Genomic DNA, 19,085 nt, shown 5'->3' on the forward strand with positions numbered 1-19,085 from the left:
GCATGTCAAAGGCGAATGACGCACCGTGGTGGAAGAGCGCGGTGATCTATCAGGTATATCCGCGCTCGTTTGCAGACAGCAATGGCGACGGTGTCGGCGATATCCGTGGCATCAGTGCGCACCTCGATTACCTGAAAACCCTGGGTGTCGATGCGCTGTGGATATCCCCGGTGTTTCGCTCGCCCATGTGCGATGGCGGTTACGATATCTGTGATTACACGGACGTTGATCCGCTGTTTGGCACCCTGGATGATCTCGATACATTGATCGCCGACGCTCATCGCCGAGACCTGAAAGTGCTGCTCGATTTCGTCCCGAACCACACCTCGGATCAACACCCTTGGTTCATCGAGTCGAGTGCCGGCCGCGACAGTGCCAAGCGTGACTGGTATGTCTGGCGTGACCAGCCCAACAACTGGCGCGCCGCCTTTGGTGGAAACAGCGCATGGACCTGGCACGAGGGCAGCCAGCAATACTATCTGCACTTCTTCCTGCCGCAGCAGCCCGATCTCAACTGGCACAACCCGGAAGTCGTTGCGGCTATGCATGAGGTGCTGCACTTCTGGCTCAAGCGCGGTGTGGATGGTTTCCGGATCGATGTGGTGCATTGCGTAGGCAAGGATCCTCACTTCAACGACGACCCGCGGTGTCTGGCTGGCGAGGCAATGGTGCATATCAATGACCAGCCTCACAGCCATGAGGTACTTCGCGGCCTGCGGCGTCTGGTGGACGAGTATCCCGGTGAGCGTGTGCTGATCGGCGAAGTCAACATTCGCTCGACCCGGCAGGTCGCCGCGTATTACGGCGCCAGCGACGAGTTGCATATGTCCTTCAACTTTCCGCCGTTGGACGCCGGCTGGGATCCTGTGGTTTTCCGCCTGTGTATCCGTGAGGTGGAAAACGAATTGGGCGCGATGCTGGCATGGCCCACCTGGGTGCTCTCCAACCATGACGTCAGTCGCCATCGCAGCCGCTACGGTGGGTCATTGCGCCGAGCCCAGGCCGCCGCCGTATTGCTGCTCAGCTTGCGTGGCACACCATTCATCTTTCAGGGCGAGGAGCTTGGGTTGGAAGATATCGAGCTCAACGAGCGCAACCGTGTCGACCCGGGCGGCCGCGATGGCAGCCGGTCACCACTTCCGTGGACAGAGCAAGCGCCTCACGGCTGGGCGGGGGCACCGACCTGGTTGCCATTTTCGCTTCATGCCGGCCCGTTGTCGGTAGAGGCCCAGCATCAGCAACCGACGTCGACCCTCGCGCTATACCAACGGCTGCTCAGCTGCCGACGCACCAGCAAGGCGTTGCAGCTGGGCGATTGGCAAGAGCTGCCATCACACCCCCAGGTATTGGCCTATCGGCGTGAGCATGAAGACGACGAACGCCTGGTGTGTATCAATTTCAGTGAGGCCAGTCAGGTCGTTTCGCTTGCCGAGCCCTGGACGTTACAGGTGGCGAGCGATGGCCAGGGGGAAGGGCGGCCATTCACCGGCTGGCTGGCAGCCGAGCAGGCGGTAATTCTTTGCAGGCGCACGGCATGAAGGCTCATTGGCACCTCGACACGTTGATCTATCAACTCGACCCCTCGCTGTTTCTCGACAGCAATGGCGATGGGTGGGGGGATCTGGGCGGCATCATAGAAAAGCTCGATTACCTGCAGAGCCTGGGCGTTGGCACCTTGTGGCTGATGCCCATCTACCAGTCTCCCTGGCGCGACGCCGGCTACGACGTGACCGACCATCTCGCCCTGGATCCGCGTTTCGGCAGTGAGGCGCAGTTCAAGCGGTTGGTTCAAGAGGTCAAGCAGCGCGGTATGCACATCATTCTGGAGCTGGTCGTGCAGCATGCCTCTGATCAGCATCCCTGGTTCGTGAAGGCGCGGCAGAGCCGGGATAACCCGTATCGCGATTACTTCATCTGGTCAGACGTGCCAGTGGACGACGGTAACCAGCCTATCTTCCCATCGGTCGAAGACAGCATCTGGGAATGGGACGAGCAGGCCGGGCAATACTACCGGCACTTGTTCTATCGGTATCAGCCGGATCTGAATTTGGCCAACCCGCGTGTGCTCGAGGAAGTCGAGCGGATCATGGCGCGCTGGCTTGCCCTGGGTATCGATGGTTTTCGCCTCGATGCGGCATCGCATATGGTTGAGCAGGCCGGCCACGGCCAGGACGACCAGGGCGTCTGGCTCCTGGAAAGGCTGCATGCCGTCATGATGCGTTTCAACTCGCAGGCGATTCTGCTGGGCGAAGTAGACGTCGAACCCGAGCGCTTTCCGCATTATCTCGGCGGCGGACAACGAATGGCCCTGGTGCTCGACTTCTGGCTCAACAACCACATCTTCCTGGCCTTGGCGACTGAGCAGGCGGAGCCACTACGGCGGGCTATCGAGCGCCGGCCGCCATCGCCAGCCAGCGCCGGCTATGCGGTTTGGCTGCGTAACCACGATGAACTGGATCTTGAGCGCTTGAGCGAAGACGAGCGTGCCGAAGTCATGCGCATCTTCGCACCGGAAGAAGACATGCGCCTTTATGGACGCGGCATTCGCCGTCGGTTGGCGCCAATGGTGAGCGGCGATGTCCAGCGCCAGCTAATGGCTCAGGCGCTATTGCTGTCGTTGCCAGGCACACCGGTGCTGCGTTATGGCGACGAGATCGGCATGGGCGATGATCTGGATCTTCCCGAGCGCCTTGCGGTGCGCACGCCCATGCAGTGGTCGGACGCGCCCAATGCCGGCTTCTCCAGCGCGACCGGCAAGCTGGTCATGCCGGTCATCGATCAGGGCCCCTTCGCCTATCCGACGCTCAATGTGGCGCAGCAGCAGGGTGACCCAGCGTCCATGCTCAATCGGGTAGCCCAGCTATTGCGCTTGCGCGTCAAGCTGGCGGAAGTCGGCCAGGAGCGCATGCAGATACTCGACGTGCAGCATCCTGCGGTTTTTGCCATCGCGCATGGTGAGGACACCACTTCGCTCATGCTGGCCAACCTTGGCAGCACGCCAGCCGAGATCGTCATCGACCTCGATGGATTTTCCGAAATACTCGCGGACGCGCCCTACAGCGACGAGCGAGCAGCCGACCTGTCGATCAACCCATACGGCTACCGCTGGTTCCGGCGTGTCCGCACGCCATCAGAGCAACAGCAAGACCACTAACGCTGCAGTGATCACCAGGATTGCGCTTACCCGGCTCGAACTCAACGCCCACGCGCGCTGGCGCGAGTTTCGGGTGAAGCGCCCACGCACCTCGTGTACGCCGTTTACCGGTTCGAACAGATTTCCTGGCTGGGTCGGCAGTTGCTCATCGCCCGCCATCTGCCCCGACCACGCGTTGCGTGCCATCAGCCGGTCGAGCAGGCCTGGAAACAACAGCGTGCCCATGATGGCCTTCACGGTGGTCATGCCAAGCCACAGCTCCCTCGGCGGCGCATTGACGACGCTGAGAATCGCACGGGCAGCCACCTGAGGATCGTGGATCGGCGGCACAGGCTGCACCTGCTTGCCAAGTTTGTTGCGCGCCCAATCGAACTGAGGGGTGTTGATGGCGGGAAGTTGCACCATGCACAGTTTGATGTCACTGCGTTGATGGATGAGCTCGCAGCGCAGTGAATCGGTGAAACCGCGCACCGCGAACTTCGCCCCGCAATAGGCGGCTTGCAGTGGAATGGCGCGGTAGGCAAGCGCTGAACCCACTTGAATGATCACGCCACGATTGCGTGGGCGCATCAACGAAAGCGCCGCCATGGTGCCATGCACGGTGCCCAGGTAAGTTACCTCGGTGACCCGTTTGAGCTCGTCCGGCAGCAGCTGTTCGACGGGGGCGAATACCGTCACCATCGCCGAGTTGACCCACACGGCAACCGGGCCGAGCTCCGCTTCGAATCGTTGCGCCGACTGGGCAAGTGCTTCCCCATCCGCCACGTCCACACTGATCGCCAGCGTCTCCACGTTGTAAGACTGCAACTCCTCGACCGTTTGCGCCAAACCCTCATCGCTGCGGGCGACCAAACCAACGGCATAGCCTGCAGCAGCGAAGGCATGCGCGGTCGCACGGCCAACACCCGCGCTGGCACCGCAAATTACTACCACCGGACGATCAACGTCATTCATATCTATGTCTCGCAGGCTCCTGAGAGGTAGAGACGTAGAGTGGTGTGGGGTTCAACTGGGCGGATCAGCAGGAAATGGTCTGGCGCGGAGCTGAGAAACGTTAAGGATGCGATCAATCTGTTCGACACTTATCGACACCCCAAAACGTTGTCCACAAAAAAGCCCTGTAAAAACAGGGCTTTAATGTTTCCGATCTGGAGCGGGCTAAGGGAATCGAACCCTCGTCATGAGCTTGGGAAGCTCAGGTAATGCCATTATACGAAGCCCGCTTGAGGGCGCCTTTATACCCGAATCCGCCGACGAAATGAAGCCCGGGTTGCCCGATGGCGTTCGGCCGGGGCAACGCGGGCCCCTCTGGGTCGCCTTATACGGCCATGGCGTGCAGGCCGGGGTGAGCGGTGAAGCGTTTGCTGGTGGTGTGGTGTTGCAGAAAGCCGAGCAGGGCGTTCTGGGTCTGCAGCCAGGCGCCCTTGTGTTCCATGTCGATGAAGTGGCCGGCGTTGCTGACCGTGGCGAAGTGGCCGGCGTTGATGTAGCGGGCCATCAGGCGCGCGTCGGCGGCGGAGGTGTATTCGTCGAGTTCACCGTTGATGAACAGCAGCGGGATGTCGATGCCGCCCAGGCGGTCCAGGTGGCAGTGGGCCTGCATGCGCAGCACCTGCTGCACGTGGGCGTACATCTGCCGGTATTCGTGGGCGCTCAGGCGGCTGGTGTGCTTGTGGTTGTAGCGTTTGAACAGCGACGGCAGGTGCTTGCCGATGGTGGTGTTGATCAGGTGACCGACCTGGTCGCCGTCCTCCTGGCTCAGGCATACCAGGGCGCGGCTCAGGTAGTCGAGCATCGGCTCGTTGAGGATCGGCGAGAACGACGCGAACACGGCCTTTTCCAGCGTGGCCGGGCGCAGGCTGAGGGCGAGCATGCTGGCTATGCCGCCCCAGGAAAACGACATCAGGTACTGGGCTCCGTAGTGGTCGATCAGGTCGAGCAGGATCGCCGCTTCGTCTTCCTTGGTCATGCAGTGGTCGTTGCGGTTGTGCGGCCGCGACTGGCCGGCGTAGGGCGGGTCGAAAAGCACCACGTTGAACTGGGTGGCGAGGTATTTGACGGTCTGCGCGAAGGACGCGGTGGTCGCCAGCGAGCCGTTGACCAGGATGATGGTCTTCTGCGCCAAGGGGTTGGCGTGAAACTCGGTATGTACCTTGTACGTCCTGTGAACATCGATGACAGCGATTGCTGGCTTCATATGGATTCCTCCGGGCGCAAAAGATGAACCTGGCTGACGGCGAACCGTAAACCGGGCAAGTCACCCAGCTAGGAAAGCGCCTGGACATGACAGGGCAATGTCAGGCGGGAGGATCTTGTGATTGGCTGGTTAGCGCAGGTTTCAGGGCTTGAGGTAACGGGCTTGGGCATGCGCTCTTCTCACCAGCCGGTAGCCCCTTTGCGCGGCACCCAGGCCACTCGGCGGCGGCAGTTCACACGCTGGCGATTTCTGCTGCGCTGAGGGCGCGGTACTGGCCGGGCGCCAGTTGCGGATCGAGGACGATCTCACCCATGCGTTCGCGATGCAGGGCAACGACGCGGTTGCGGAAGTGGCCGAACATGCGTTTGACCTGATGGTAGCGGCCTTCGAACAGGGTCAGCCGGGCGTGGTGACTGTCCAGCACGTCGAGCCCGGCAGGCAGGGTGGTGAGGTCCTCGAAGGCGAAGTACAGGCCGCGGGCGAAGACCTCGGCATACTCGTCGGTGATCGGCTGCTCGGTGGTGACGTGATAGACCTTGGGCTTGCGCTGCTGGGGCTGGGTGATGCGCCGCGACCAGCGCCCGTCGTTGGTGATCAGCAGCAGGCCGCTGGTGTTGAGATCCAGGCGCCCGGCCAGGTGCAGCTCGTGCTTGTCCGGCTCGTCGAGCAGGTCGAGCACGGTGCGGTGTTCGTCGTGCTCGGTGGCGCTGACCACGCCGACCGGTTTGTGCAGCATCCAGTAGCGCGCGCTGCGCCCGGCCTGCAGCAGTTCGTCGTCCAGTTCCACGCGCTGGAAGTCGCGGATATCGACGCGCGGATCAACGATGATCTCACCGTCCACGCGCAGGCGGCCGGCGCTGATCAGCAGGCGGCTGTCCTGCCGGCTGAAGCGTGGGAAGTTACTCAGGAAGCGGTCCAGGCGCATGGTTCAGTCGGGCTCGCGATCGTGCTCTTGGGAAGCAGCGATATGCACGGCACCCGCGCAGCGCGGGCACAGGCAGGCACGGTTCAAGGCCTCGGGCGGCAGTTGCTGCAGCGCGTGCGGCTGGACCTCGACTGCGAAGCACCAGCAGTGCGCCACCTCGCTGTCGCTCGCGGCCTGGGCGCAACGGTTGGGCTGGCCGCAGGCGGGGCACAGGTTGGTGTTCATTGGGCTGGCTCGCGCAGCCGGCCATTGGCGGCCCCGTTACCGCTCCAGCCGTGGCCGGCGGCCGAAGTGGCCGTGCAAGCGGCGGCGAGCCGACCCGGCAGGGCGAGCAGCCGCAAGCGAGCGCTGGCAGTGTGGACGGACGGTGACGGCATGGTGCTGGCTTCTGGAGGGGTGGCCACCATGCTAGGTGGGCGCTGGGCAGGGCGCAAGCCGAGCGGCGCGAAGCGTGCTGTTCGCGCCGCTCGGTCGAGGCGTTTACGCCTGTTCGATAACGGCCACCCGCTGGCCGGCGCGCACCGCAGCGCCCGGCTGCACGCGGACCTCGCGGACGATGCCGGCCACCGGCGCGGTGAGCGGGATCTCCATCTTCATGGATTCCAGAATCACCAGCACGTCGCCGGCTTCGACCGAGGCGCCTTCCTCGACCTGCACCTGCCAGAGGTTGCCGGCGATATGGCTGTCGACGCTGTGCTGGCCGGCCTCGAGCGGCGCATCCTCGGTCATCTCGGCCACGCCTTCGTCGCTCTCGAAATGCGCCTGGCCGGAGTCGATCCAGCGTTGGCGTTCGGCGGCGAAGGCCGTGCGCTGCTGATCGCGGAAGGCGGCGATGCTGTCGGCTTCCTCGCTGAGAAAGTGCTGGTAGTCGGCCAGGGCCAGCTCGCTGTGCTCGATGCGCAGCTCGAAACGGCCCAGGGGGAAGTCGCGGCGGATGCGCAGCAGTTCGTCGGCACTGACCGGGTAGAAGCGGATCTGGTCGAAAAAGCGCAGCAGCCAGGGCTTGCCGTCGAAGGCCGCCACTGCGCGGTAGCGGTTCCACATCTGCAGGGTGCGGCCGACGAACTGGTAGCCGCCGGGGCCTTCCATGCCGTACACGCACATATAGGCGCCGCCGATGCCCACCGAGTTCTCGGCGGTCCAGGTGCGTGCCGGGTTGTACTTGGTGGTGACCAGGCGGTGGCGTGGGTCCAACGGCGTGGCCACCGGCGCACCGAGGTAGACATCGCCCAGGCCCATGACCAGGTAGCTGGCGGCGAATACCGTGCGATGCACCTCGTCCAGGTTCGGCAGGTCGTTGATGCGACGGATGAACTCCAGGTTGCTCGGGCACCAGGGCGCGTCCTTGCGCACTGTGGTCATGTACTTGTCGATGGCCAACTGGCAGGCCGGGTCGTCCCAGGACAGCGGCAGGTGGACGATACGTGACGGCACCCTGAGGTCGCGCGCGGCGCACACGGTGTTCCATTCGCACGCGACGATATCCAGCAGCGCTTGCAAAGGCAGGGTTTCCGGCTGGTAGTGCACCTGCAGCGAGCGGATGCCCGGAGTGAGGTCGATCACGCCGTCGAGCCTTTTGGCTTCCAATGCCTGCATCAGCGCATGGCCACGAAAGCGCAGTACCAGGTCGAGTTCCGGCGCACCGATTTCCAGCAGCAGGTGGGTGTCGCCGGACAGGCGCGCGACCAGGCGGGTGTCGGCGTGGCCGATATCCAGCACGATGGGGCTTTGTAGCCCGGATGCAATCCGGGGCTCAGGCGCTGCGTTCTCCCCGGATTGCATCCGGGCTACGGCCGTACCTGTAGGAGCGGATTTATCCGCGATTTCGCTGCCGCCTGCATCGCGAATGAAGCGGAGCGCCGCCCGGTCGTTCCTACACAGGCTGGTGCATTCGCTGGCACTGGCTTTGGCCAATGCCCGTGCCGTGGCGATATCCACCGGAACGAAACGCACCTTGTCGCCGGCCTTGAGTTGGCCGAGCTGCCACAGGTCGGCCTCGATGATGGTGACTGGGCAGACGAAGCCACCCAGGCTGGGGCCGTCCGGGCCGAGGATCACCGGCATGTCGCCGGTGAAGTCCACCGCACCGATGGCGTAGGGGTTGTCGTGGATATTGGAGGGGTGCAGGCCAGCCTCGCCGCCGCTGTCGCGCACCCATTCCGGTTTCGGACCGATCAGGCGCACGCCGGTGCGGCTGGAGTTGAAGTGCACTTCCCAGTCGGTGGCGAGGAAGGTGTCGATATAGCGCTCGCTGAAGTATTCCGGCGCGCCGTGCGGGCCGTAGATCACCCGCAGTTCACGCACCGCCGGCAAGGCCGGGCAAAGCTCGGCGGGCAGTTGCGCACCGCTGCTGGTATCGCTCAGCGGCAGCAGGTGCAGCACGTCGCCGGCGCGCAGGGCGCGGCCGCCATGGCCGCCGAACTGGCCGAGGGTGAAGGTGCTCTTGCTGCCCAGGTAGTCCGGCACCTGGATGCCGCCGCGAATGCTCAGGTAGCTGCGCGCGCCGCTGCCTGCGATGGTGCCGAGGGCCAGGGTGCTGCCGGCTGCGATCAGCAGGGCGGTGTTCAGCGGCTGGGCGACGCCATCGAGGCTGACGGGAATCTCGGCGCCGGTGACGGCGACCACGGCGGCGCAGTTGAAGCGTAGGGTAGGGCCGCTCATGGTGATTTCCAGGCCGGCGGCGCCTTCGTCGTTGCCCAGCAGGCGATTGCCCAGGCGCAGGGCACGGTTGTCCATCGGCCCGGACGGCGGCACGCCTACCGCCCAGTAGCCGAGGCGGCCGGGGTAGTCCTGCACGCTGGTCTGGGTGCCAGCGCTGAGCACCTCGAAGGTGCTGGCCTGGTAGACCAGGTTTTCCAGGCAGCGCGTCCAGGGCTTGCCGCTGGCGAAGGGGGCATCGGCCAGAATCTGGCGTAGGTAGTCGCGGTTGCATTCCACGCCGTACAGCAGCGAGTCGGCCAGGGCTTTGTCGAGGGCAGCGCTGGCCTGCTCGCGGGTCGGCGCCCAGGTGATCAGCTTGGCGATCATCGGGTCGAAGTAGGGTGGAATCTCGCAGCCGGCCTCGACCCAGGTGTCGATACGCAGGGCCTTGCCATCGGCCTCGGGAAAGCCCACGGCAGTGAGCAGGCCGGGGCTGGGCTGAAAATCGCGGCCTGGGTCTTCGGCGTACAGCCGCGCCTGGATGGCATGGCCGTTGGGGTGCAGCCTGGCCGCCAGTTCGCTCAGCGGCGGCAGGTCGCCGGCGGCCAGTTCGATCATCCAGCGCACCAGGTCGACGCCCCACACCTGTTCGGTGACGCCGTGCTCGACCTGCAGACGGGTGTTCACTTCAAGGAAGTAGAAGTGCTCGCCCTTGCTGTCGTAAACGAATTCGACGGTGCCAGCACTGCGGTAATTCACGGCCTTGGCCAGCTTGATCGCGGCGGCGCAGAGTTCGTCGGCCATGCCGGTGGGCAGATTGGGCGCCGGGGTTTCCTCCAGCACTTTCTGATTGCGCCGCTGCACCGAGCAGTCGCGCACGCCGAGGGCGAGCACCTCGCCCTGGCCGTCGCCGAACACCTGCACTTCCAGATGGCGGGCGCGCTGGATGTATTTTTCGATGAATACACCGCTGTCGCTGAAATTGTTCTGCCCCAGGCGCTTGACCGCCTCGAAGGCGTCGGCGAGTTCGCCTGCCGAGCGGCACACGCGCATGCCGATGCCGCCACCGCCCGCGGTGCTCTTGAGCATCACCGGATAGCCGACCTGTTCGCCTGCCACCAGCGCGGCATCGAGGCTTTCCAGCAGCTCGGTGCCTTCGAGCATCGGCACGCCATGCTGCTTGGCCAGGGCGCGGGCGGTGTGCTTGAGGCCGAACACCCGAAGTTGCTCGGGCGTGGGGCCGACGAAGGCGATACCGGCCGCTTCGCAGGCTTCGGCAAAAGCGGCGTTTTCGGAGAGAAAGCCGTAGCCCGGGTGGATGGCTCGGGCACCAGTCTGCTTGGCGACGGCGAGAATCTTGTCGACCACCAGATAGGTCTGCGCGGCCGGGCCTTCACCGAGGGAGAAGGCCTCGTCGGCCTGCTGGATATGCAGGCTGGCCACATCGGCTTCGGAGTAGACCGCGACGCCTTTGACGTCGAGCTCACCCAGGGTGCGCAGGATGCGGCAGGCGATGGCGCCGCGGTTGGCGATCAGAAGTTTTTCGAACATGTTCATTGACCCTCGAAGGGCGTGGCGGGCCGTCCCGCCGGTATTGGGTCTGCACCACGGTCGTCCGTGGGGGGCGTTCGAGTAACGAGGTAAACCGGCGCGTGCCCGATGATACGTTCTACGTTTTCACCAATCGGTGGACGTGAAGAGCGACGGCTACGCGCCCCGATCCACCCTACGTATCGGCTTTTTGCCGGGGAGTGGGCTTCAGGCATTGCCCCGAGCGGCTCTGGCAGAGCAGCAGCAGGATGCGGCGCAGGCGTTGGCTCAGTTCCATACCAGCACCTCGGCAGGCGTCGGGTTCCAGCCGTTGCAGGGGTTGTTGAGCTGCGGGCAGTTGGAGATCAGCACGATCACGTCGGTCTCGGCGCGCAGCTCGACATATTTGCCGGGGGCGGAGATGCCGTCCTCGAAGGTCAGGCCGCCCTCTGGGGTGACCGGCACGTTCATGAAGAAGTTGATGTTGGCGCCGATGTCGCGCTTCTCCAGGCGGCCATCGTGCAGGCTGGCGCGCAGGAAGTTGTCGCGGCAGCTGTGCATGTAGCGCTTGTCCAGCGCATAGCGCACGGTGTTGCTTTCCTGGGCACAGGCGCCGCCGAGGGTGTCGTGGCGCCCGCAGGTGTCGGCGACGATGGTCAGCAGGGGCTTGCCGAGGTTGGAGTAGAGCACCGTGCCGGTGGTCAGGTAGACGTTGTTCTGCTTGCGCAGGGTGCGCTGCGGGTCGAAGCGCTCGCGCGGGTTGGCGGCGGCGAAGAACAGCGTGTCGATCGCCTGGTTGCCTTCCAAGTCATGCAGGCGCAGGGTCTGGCCGGCCTTGACCTCGAACAGGTAGGGCTCACCCGCCGCGATGGTGTGGCGGAATACGGCGGTTTCGGGATGCAGGTTGCTTGCGGTCAGGCTCATGTCGGCCCCCTCAGAGGTACTGGCGTTCGGTGTTGTGGAAGGCGCGGCCGTTCTCCGGGCGCGAGGTGCGGCACAGCACGCTGATGCCGTCGCTCTCGACCTGGCTCCAGGTGAGCTGCACCGGCTTGGGCGCGTATTGCGGGTTGGGGTCCATCGGGTGCTGCAGGGCGGTGAGTACCACCAGGGTGTCCATCGGCGCATACAGCTCGAGGTAATCGCCGGCCTGGCTGTTGCCGGGCTGGAACTGGAAGGCACCGTCTGCATCGACGTCCACGCGGCTGAACAGGTTGAGGTTCATCAGCAGGTCCGGAAGGGCGAGGTTCCACTTGCCCATTTCCACCAGCAGGTTGTCCGTGCCGTTGCGGAAGAAGCTATTGCGCAGTTCCTGATAGCGGCCCTGGCCGTATTTCTCGGCGACTTCCTCGGCGTTGAGCACGCCACCCAGGCTGTCGTGCCAGCCGCAGGTGTCGGCGCTGATCGCCGCCAGCACGCGGCCCATGTCCGAGTACAGGCAGTGGCCGGCGGTGAGCTTGGCGGTGTGCTGGCCCTTGAGGGTATCGGGCAGGTTGAGGCGCTCGCTTTTCTCGGCGGCATTGAACAGCAGCAGGCTGACGTTGGCGCCGCCTTCGATATCGGTGAGGCGCAGCAGCTGGCCGCGCTTGAGCACGAAGGAGGTGTGGCCGCCGCCGGGGACGGTTTCCTCATAGAGGGTGGGGCGCAGGGTTAAAGAGGCAGTCATGCTCGGACTCCTTGTTGGGCAGTTGGCAAACTGTCGGTCAGGTGGGCCGGCAGCGTGTCGAGCGCGGCACGGGTGGCTCGGCGATCTTCGTTGAGAGGAATGTCGTAGGTGATGCGCGCACCGAAGGCGTTCGGCGCGTGCGGGTCGTTACGGGTCTTGTCGAACACCATCAGGCGGGTGCCGAGGCTGAAACCTTCGGCGAGGTCGTGGGTGACCATGAACACGGTCAGCCCGGTTTCGCGCCACAGTTCGAGCAGCAGGGCGTGCATGTCCTTGCGGATGCCGGGGTCGAGGGCGCCGAAGGGTTCGTCGAGCAGCAGTACACGGGGTTTCATGATCAGCGCCTGGGCGATGGCCAGGCGTTGCTGCATGCCGCCGGAAAGCTGGCTGGGGTATTTGTCCAGGGCATGGCCGAGGCCGACCTTCTGCAACATTTCGGCGGCCTGTTCGCGGGCGGCGCGCTTGGCGCTGCCGAACAGCCGGCCGAGCAGGGCGGAGCGTGGCAGCTCCAGGCCGATGGCGACGTTGTCCAGCACACGCAGGTGCGGGAACACCGAGTAGCGCTGGAACACCACGCCACGGCTGGCATCCGGCTCGCCGGCCAGTGGTTTGCCGCCGAGCAGGATCTCGCCCTTGCTGGGGCGCTCCTGGCCCAGCAGCAGGCGCAGGAAGGTCGACTTGCCGCAACCGGAGGCGCCGACCAGGGCGCAGAACTCACCTTCGGCGATGGACAGGTTCAGGCGTTCCAGAACGGTCTGGTCGCCATAAGTCTGCCAAACGTTTTTTACCTCGATGAAAGCGCCTACTGCGCGAGCCGCTGGCTGCGTTGCGCGGTGCTCGCAATCCTCAGGGACTACTTGTCCATTGCGGTTGCTGCGCTCCGTGCGCCTTGCCAGCGACTCGCTCGCTACGGCGCTACTTTTTTTATCACTCATGCTTTTGCCCCCTCGTACCAGGGGAAGCACAGCCGCGTCAGCTGGCGCAGCCCCAGGTCCATCAGCCAGGCGAGCAGGGTGATCCACACCACATAGGGCAGGATCACGTCCATGGCCATGTAGCGGCGTACCAGAAAGATCCGATAGCCCAGGCCATCGGTACTGGCGATGGCTTCGGCGGCGATCAGGAACAGCCACGCCGAGCCCAGCACCAGGCGCAGGGCGATCAGCAGGCGCGGTAGCAATTGCGGCAGCACCACGCGCAGGATCAGCGTCCAGGTGCTGGCGCCGAGGGTCTGGGCCTTGATCAGCAATTCCTGGGGAATCTCCCGGGCGCGCTGCTCCAGGTCGCGGGCCAGGATCGGGGTGATGCCGATGACGATCAGCATCACCTTGGACAGCTCGCCGAGGCCGAAGACGATGAACAGGATCGGCAGTATCGCCAGCGGCGGCACCATCGACAGCACGGTGAGCAGCGGTGACAGCGGCGCCCTCAGCAGCGGCAGAATGCCGGCGGCGATGCCCAGGCACAGGCCGACCACGGCGGCGATGCCGATACCCATGCCAAGGCGCGTCAGGCTCGAGGTGGTGTCCTGCCAGAAGGCGTATTCGCCGGTGCGCTTGTCTTCAGTGAAGGCCAGGCGGTCGACGGCAGCGATCATCTGGCTGGCGCTGGGCAGCAGCTTGTCGTTGGGATTGTCCGCCAGGCGCTGCGCCGACGCCGTGAAGTAGGCGAACAGCAGCAGCGCGAAGGGCAGCAACACCAGCAGCAGGCGACCGGCCCGGTCGGGATGTCGGTTGATCAGGCGCATAGAACTCTCATTGGCGATGGCCGTGTCGAAACGCAGGCGTCTCTGGGTGCGTTCTCACCCAGCGCATGGGAACCAGCAGCCGTCCTAGAGTTGGCCGTCAGCGGCCATCTGCATGTAGGTCGGGTCGAAGCGCAGCTTGAGGTTGCCCTGGTCACCGGTGGTCACGTCGCCCGCGAAGCTCATGCCGATGGCATCGGCACTCTGGGCGCCCTCGCCGAGCAGCCCGTGGGTGAAGGAGAAGGCTGCGACCTTGCTCATGGTTTCCGGCAGGCGTGGGCTCTTGGTGAAGGCCACGGCGTCCTTGGCGCTGTAGAACATCTTGGTGGTGGCGAGCTGCGCCTCGTAGCTCTGCAGGTCGGTGCCGGAAGCCTTGGCCATGTGTTCGCGGGCCGCCTGGCCGGCAGCGCCGCTGTCGCTCATGGTCGCCATGATTTCGTACCAGGCACCGGTCAGCGCCTTGCCCAGGGCCGGGTTGTCCTTGAGGGTGTCGCTGTTGACCACCATCAGGTCGATGATTTCGCCGGGAATCTGGCTGGAGTCGAACACCTTGGTCACCCCGGGCGTGGCTTCGATTTCGGCGAGCAGCGGGTTCCAGGTGGTCACGGCGGTGACGTCCTGGGTGGCGAAGGCGGCGACCATGTCGGCATCCGAGGTATTGACCACCTTCAGGTCACGCTCGCTGAGGCCGGCTTTTTCCAGGCCGCGGGCCAGCAGGTAGTGGGAGACCGAGAGCTCGACCAGGTTGACGTTCTGGCCCTTGAGGTCGGCAAGGGTTTTCTTTTCGCCCTTGAGCACCACGCCGTCGTTGCCGTTGGAAAAGTCGCCGACGATCAGCGCGGTGCTGTCTATGCCACCGGCAGCGGGAATGGTCAGGGCATCCATGTTGGTCATGGTGCAGCCGTCGAACTGGCCGGCGCTGTACTGGTTGATCGACTCGACGTAGTCGTTGAGCTGCACCACATCGATGTTGATGCCGTACTTCTTCGCCCATTTGTCGACGATGCCCTGGGTGGCGCCGTATTCCCAGGGCATCCAGCCGGCGTAGAGGGTCCAGCAGACGCTGAAGGTGTCTTTCTGGGCTGCCTGGCTGTTGAGGGTGATGGCCGCCGCGAGACCGGCGGCGAGAACGGAGAAGAGACGGGGCTTGCGCATGGGGACCTCCAGTTCGAGAAAGGGCGGGCAGGAGTGCGCGGCATGTCCCATCGCTGGGGGCGCGTTCTCCCGGGCTTTTGTCCCGCCGTGTAACCCCTCGAGGAGGTCGCCAACTCTCGGACCAGTCATTCGCCTTTGCTGGCGAACCGGAACCCTAGTCGGCTATTAGCAAATTGTGATGCCGCGACCCAGGCCATTACCGGGGCTTTCCTGCACATTGAGGTCTAAGCGAGGATCGTGCCAGGGTGTGACAGGGTGTCTGGCATGGGGCTAGTGGGGGTGGCGAGGGGATTGGTTGCGCCTTCGTGGTGCGTGATCAGAATTGGCTGCGCGGTTTCGGCGCATAGTGTTGAGCGTTGCAGCGGCACCACTGAAATCATTTGTAGCGACTCACCGACGAGTGGAGCGGATTCGGTCTGTGGGCAATTGTCTGATGGATTGGGAACACTCCCGGCATCGGCAGCCGCTGATGTGCGTTTCGCGGTCGAAGGAGGCCGCCCCATGATCCGTAAATCCATGCTCGTTGCGTTGTTGGGTTTCTCGCTGACCGGTTGCGCCGTGTACGGCGACAGTCGCTATGGCAATCGCTACTACGAACGCCAGTACCACCCAGGCACCTATGTGCAGCGCACCGAGGTGTATGGCGCACCCCGCGTTTACCTCTATGAGGATCGTCGCTACGATCGGCGCTATGCACCGCCGCCCGTCTACCATGCACCGCCGCCCAGGTATTACGCGCCGCCACCGCCGCCGCGCCATTACAACCCACCGGGCTATGACCAACGCTATTACGGCCGCCACGATCGCAATCGCCGTGACTACCGCCCGGCGCCGCGGCCGGGTTGGGAAGGGCAGCGCCATCACTACCAGCAACAGCAGCGCCAGCGCTATTCGCCGCCGCAATGGCAGCAGCGCGAGGCGCCCCGGCGCATTCAGGGCATGCCCGAGCGCCAGCGCTGACAGCCGTGCCGATGCGCTCTGCGAGTGCATCGGCACGTTCGTCGCCTGTAGTGGCATCTGGCAATTGTGTTTTGCGTGCCCGCGCCGCACCATGACGACGTTGCGTGTCTGGAAGCATTGTCGTGCCAATCGGCGGTCCTGGCGTTCTCTCACTTCGTTATCGCTGGCCGTTGCTGGTGGCGTGGCTGCTCGCCCTGTGGTTGGTGGCTGGCGGCCTGCAGGCGCAGTGGGACTTGCAGCGCATCGCCGCCCGTGCCGAGCAACTCTATGGCCCATTGGGCGCCGGCAAACCCCGCATCGACGCCTGGCAACGCCTGCTCGACGAGCAGCGCAACGCCCCTGAGGCCGACCAGCTCAAGGCCGTGAACCGGTTTTTCAACCTGCAATTGCGTTTCCGTGACGACCAGGAAATCTGGGGCGTTGCCGACTACTGGGCGACCCCCGTCGAGGCGCTGATGCGCGGCGCCGCCGATTGCGAGGATTACGCCATGGCCAAGTACTTCAGCCTGCGTGAGCTGGGCGTGCCGAGCGAGAAGCTGCGCATCACCTACGTCAAGGCGGTGCGCCTGAACCAGGCACATATGGTGCTGACCTATTACCCGACCCCCACCTCGGTACCGCTGGTACTGGATAACCTGATCGATGCCATCGAGCCCGCCACCGAGCGGCGTGACCTGGTGCCCGTGTACGCCTTCAACGCCGAAGGGCTGTGGGTGCCGGGGCCGGCTGGCGGCAAGCAGGTGGGAGACAGCAAGCGCCTTTCGCGCTGGCAGGATTTGTTGAAGAAGATGCGCGCCGAAGGGTTTCCTTAAGGCGTAGCGAGGAGTTGTGCATGTCACTGTTCAAGCAGTTGTGTGTCGCCATCTGCGTGCTGATGCTGGTGAGTTTCGCCGGCAGCGTCGTGGTCAACGTGGAGATTTCGCGCGAGCAGCAGGTCAACCAGTTGCGCTCCCATGCGCAGGACGCGGCGACGGCACTGGGCCTGTCGCTCGGCTCGCACCTGAACGATGCGGCGATGCTGGAACTGATGGTCAGCTCGATTTTCGACAGTGGCTATTTCGAGAGCATCCGCGTCATTGCCCCGGATGAGAAGGTGCTGGTCGAGCGCTCCGGCCCGAGCCTGGGCCGAGGTGCGCCGCAGTGGTTCGCCGATCTGGTAGACCTGGCGCCAGCCCAGGGCGATGCCATCGTCAGTGATGGCTGGAATCAGGCTGCGCGGGTCGAGGTGATCAGCCACCCATATTTCGCCATCGCCAAGCTGTGGCAGACCGCCTACGCCACCTTCCTGTGGCTGGCGCTGATCAGCCTGCTGTGCATCGCCCTGGGTGTGCTGCTGCTCAAACGCCAACTGCGCCCGCTGGAATACATGGTCGAGCAATCCAACGCCATCGCCCGCCGTGAGTTTCTCAGCGCGCCAAACCTGCCGCGTACCCCGGAGTTTCGCCGGGTGGTCAACGCCATGAACCAGATGGTGGAGAAGCTCAAGACGCTGTTCGACGAGGAAGCCTCGCGCAGCGAGAAGCTGCACGCCGAAGCCTACCAGGACAGCCTGACCGGCCTGGCCAACCGCCGCTATTTCGACCTCGACCTGCAGGCCCGCCTGACGGAGGAGGAGCGGGCCAGCAGTGGTGTACTGATGCTGTTGCGGGTCAATGACCTGAGCGGGCTGAACCAGCGCATCGGCGGGCAGCGTACCGACCAGTTGCTCAAGGCGGTGGCCGAGCAGCTGCAGCAGATCAGCCAGGGGCGCTTCCTGCTGGCGCGTAACCGCGGCGGCGAATTCGCCTTGCTGGCCGGCGGCATCGATCGCCATGAAGCCGAGCAACTGGCCGAGCAGCTGTGCAGCGCACTGCTGTCGTTGCAGCAGACCGGTGCCAGCGATTGCTCGCCGGTAGCGCATATCGGCATTACCACCTTCGCGCCGGGGGCCAGCAGCAGCGAGCTCTATAGCGCGCTGGATGCCGCACTGGCCGAGGCCGTCAGCAACGGCCGCAGCCATTGGGCGTTCGTCGAGCACCGCCAGCAGGCCGCCGCCAACAGCGAGCGCAACGACTGGCATCGCCTGCTGGACAGCGCCCTGGAGCAGGGGCGCTTCCTGCAGTACGTGCAGCCGGTGGTCAACGCCGCCGATCCCACTCAGGTGCTGCACAACAAGGTGCTGGCGCGCCTGCTCGACGCGCGTGGCGAGACCATTCCGGCCGGCCAGTTCCTGCCGTGGCTGGAGCGCTTTGGTTGGACCGCGCGCCTGGATCTGGTGATGCTCGACGCCTTGCTGGCACAGCTCGCCAATCATGAAGGGCCGGTGGCGTTGAGTCTGTCGGGCATCACCGTGCGTGATCCACTGGCCCTGCAACAGATCTACGAGCGCCTGCGCCTGAACCCGGCGGTCAGTGGCCGGCTGATTCTGGAGCTGGACGAAGGCCAGTTGCCGGGTTCTGCAGAGCTCGAGGCGATGACCCGCAAGCTGCGCAGCCTGGGTGTCGAACTCGGCCTGCAGCACTTCGGCGGGCGCTTCAGCATGATCGGCAACCTGGCCAAGCTCGGCCTGGCCTACCTGAAGGTGGATGGCAGCTTCATTCGCGGCATCGATCAGGAAAGCGACAAGCGCCTGTTCATCGAGGCCATGCAGCGAGCGGCCAACAGTATCGACCTGCCATTGATTGCCGAGCGGGTGGAAACCCGTGGGGAGTGGGAGGTGCTGCGCACGATGGGCGTCAGCGGCGTGCAGGGGCGCCTGTTCAGCGAGCCGGCCGCCTGGGCCTGATCAGATCAGGCCGCGCTCTTCGTCGTTGATCAAACGGTTCATGCCACCGAGTGCGTCGCGCGCTCGGCTGCGGCCCATCAGCTTGCTCTGGGCTGCTTCCGGCAGGTCGGTGATGCGTACCACGCCTTTCTTGATCAGCACGTCGATCAAGTCCTCGAGCACACGGATCATGTCCAGGTCGCTCTGCTTGAGCTGCAGCAGGCTGCTTTCCACGTTCTGGTTGGAAAACCAAGACCGCGCTTCTTCGCTATCGGCCGGCAGCTCGCCGTTCATTCCTTCAAAAGGTTCGGGCTGTACGCGCAGCAGCTCGCCTTCGGCATTACGTTTTATGTAGAACACGACCTTCTCCGAAT

At 64.5% G+C, this 19,085-nt stretch carries 16 protein-coding genes, 1 tRNA gene and 1 riboswitch; of the genes, 5 read left to right on the top strand and 12 right to left on the bottom strand.

Annotated elements, in window-relative coordinates; all coding sequences use genetic code 11:
* Positions 1-2 precede the first annotated feature (2 nt).
* Complete coding sequence (locus tag QYS36_RS12385; RefSeq protein WP_308839781.1) at positions 3-1,538, top strand: alpha-amylase family glycosyl hydrolase; 1,536 nt, start codon at positions 3-5, stop codon at positions 1,536-1,538.
* Positions 1,535-3,154, top strand: a complete 1,620-nt coding sequence (locus QYS36_RS12390; RefSeq protein ID WP_374990451.1) for an alpha-amylase family protein — start codon at positions 1,535-1,537, stop codon at positions 3,152-3,154. The genes QYS36_RS12385 and QYS36_RS12390 overlap by 4 nt, the downstream gene beginning before the upstream one ends.
* Here the strand turns inward: QYS36_RS12390 and QYS36_RS12395 are convergent.
* From QYS36_RS12395 to QYS36_RS12445, 11 genes are all read right to left on the bottom strand, one after another.
* The gene (locus QYS36_RS12395; RefSeq protein ID WP_308839754.1) at positions 3,131-4,108 is read right to left on the bottom strand and encodes an SDR family oxidoreductase; all 978 of its coding nucleotides are present in this window, start codon (positions 4,106-4,108) and stop codon (positions 3,131-3,133) included. The two genes, QYS36_RS12390 and QYS36_RS12395, sit on opposite strands and share 24 nt — an antisense overlap.
* Before the next feature lie 195 nt (positions 4,109-4,303).
* A tRNA-Gly gene (locus tag QYS36_RS12400) sits at positions 4,304-4,377 on the bottom strand.
* A 95-nt stretch (positions 4,378-4,472) separates the two neighbouring features.
* Positions 4,473-5,351: an alpha/beta hydrolase gene (locus tag QYS36_RS12405; RefSeq protein ID WP_308839755.1), complete on the bottom strand. Its 879-nt coding sequence runs from the start codon at positions 5,349-5,351 to the stop codon at positions 4,473-4,475.
* A 232-nt stretch (positions 5,352-5,583) separates the two neighbouring features.
* Positions 5,584-6,276 carry a pseudouridine synthase gene (locus tag QYS36_RS12410; RefSeq protein ID WP_308839756.1) on the bottom strand — a complete coding sequence of 231 codons (693 nt, stop codon included), beginning with the start codon at positions 6,274-6,276 and terminating at the stop codon, positions 5,584-5,586.
* Between the two features lie 3 nt (positions 6,277-6,279).
* Positions 6,280-6,501 (bottom strand): cysteine-rich CWC family protein, encoded by a 222-nt coding sequence (locus QYS36_RS12415; RefSeq protein ID WP_308839757.1) that lies wholly within the window; start codon positions 6,499-6,501, stop codon positions 6,280-6,282.
* Positions 6,502-6,756: 255 nt separating this feature from the next.
* Positions 6,757-10,467, bottom strand: coding sequence for an urea carboxylase (uca, locus tag QYS36_RS12420; protein ID WP_308839758.1), 3,711 nt, complete (start codon positions 10,465-10,467; stop codon positions 6,757-6,759).
* 267 nt (positions 10,468-10,734) lie between these two features.
* Positions 10,735-11,370 (bottom strand): urea amidolyase associated protein UAAP2, encoded by a 636-nt coding sequence (locus QYS36_RS12425; protein WP_308839759.1) that lies wholly within the window; start codon positions 11,368-11,370, stop codon positions 10,735-10,737.
* Between the two features lie 10 nt (positions 11,371-11,380).
* On the bottom strand, positions 11,381-12,109 hold the full coding sequence (locus QYS36_RS12430) for an urea amidolyase associated protein UAAP1 (protein ID WP_308839760.1): 729 nt from the start codon (positions 12,107-12,109) through the stop codon (positions 11,381-11,383).
* Complete coding sequence (locus tag QYS36_RS12435; protein WP_308839761.1) at positions 12,106-13,044, bottom strand: ABC transporter ATP-binding protein; 939 nt, start codon at positions 13,042-13,044, stop codon at positions 12,106-12,108. Before QYS36_RS12435 ends, QYS36_RS12430 begins: the two co-directional genes overlap by 4 nt.
* The gene (locus QYS36_RS12440; RefSeq protein ID WP_308839762.1) at positions 13,041-13,856 is read right to left on the bottom strand and encodes an ABC transporter permease; all 816 of its coding nucleotides are present in this window, start codon (positions 13,854-13,856) and stop codon (positions 13,041-13,043) included. Before QYS36_RS12440 ends, QYS36_RS12435 begins: the two co-directional genes overlap by 4 nt.
* Positions 13,857-13,940: 84 nt before the next feature.
* Positions 13,941-15,008, bottom strand: a complete 1,068-nt coding sequence (locus QYS36_RS12445) for a putative urea ABC transporter substrate-binding protein (RefSeq protein ID WP_308839763.1) — start codon at positions 15,006-15,008, stop codon at positions 13,941-13,943.
* A 64-nt stretch (positions 15,009-15,072) separates the two neighbouring features.
* Positions 15,073-15,177, bottom strand: a riboswitch (guanidine-I (ykkC/yxkD leader).
* Between the two features lie 332 nt (positions 15,178-15,509).
* Here QYS36_RS12445 and QYS36_RS12450 point away from each other — a divergent pair.
* The 3 genes from QYS36_RS12450 to lapD all read left to right on the top strand — a co-directional run bounded on the left by QYS36_RS12450 (position 15,510) and on the right by lapD (position 18,732).
* Positions 15,510-15,968, top strand: coding sequence for a hypothetical protein (locus QYS36_RS12450; RefSeq protein ID WP_308839764.1), 459 nt, complete (start codon positions 15,510-15,512; stop codon positions 15,966-15,968).
* 122 nt (positions 15,969-16,090) lie between these two features.
* Entirely contained in the window at positions 16,091-16,780 is a 690-nt protein-coding gene (lapG, locus tag QYS36_RS12455) for a cysteine protease LapG (RefSeq protein WP_374990450.1), read from the top strand.
* 20 nt (positions 16,781-16,800) lie between these two features.
* Positions 16,801-18,732, top strand: a complete 1,932-nt coding sequence (gene lapD, locus QYS36_RS12460; protein ID WP_308839765.1) for a cyclic di-GMP receptor LapD — start codon at positions 16,801-16,803, stop codon at positions 18,730-18,732.
* Here the strand turns inward: lapD and QYS36_RS12465 are convergent, their stop codons facing one another.
* Positions 18,733-19,071: a tryptophan synthase subunit beta gene (locus QYS36_RS12465; RefSeq protein ID WP_308839766.1), complete on the bottom strand. Its 339-nt coding sequence runs from the start codon at positions 19,069-19,071 to the stop codon at positions 18,733-18,735.
* Positions 19,072-19,085: the final 14 nt, after the last annotated feature.

Source organism: Pseudomonas sp. G34 (genome assembly GCF_031119625.1).
Taxonomy (GTDB): domain Bacteria; phylum Pseudomonadota; class Gammaproteobacteria; order Pseudomonadales; family Pseudomonadaceae; genus Aquipseudomonas.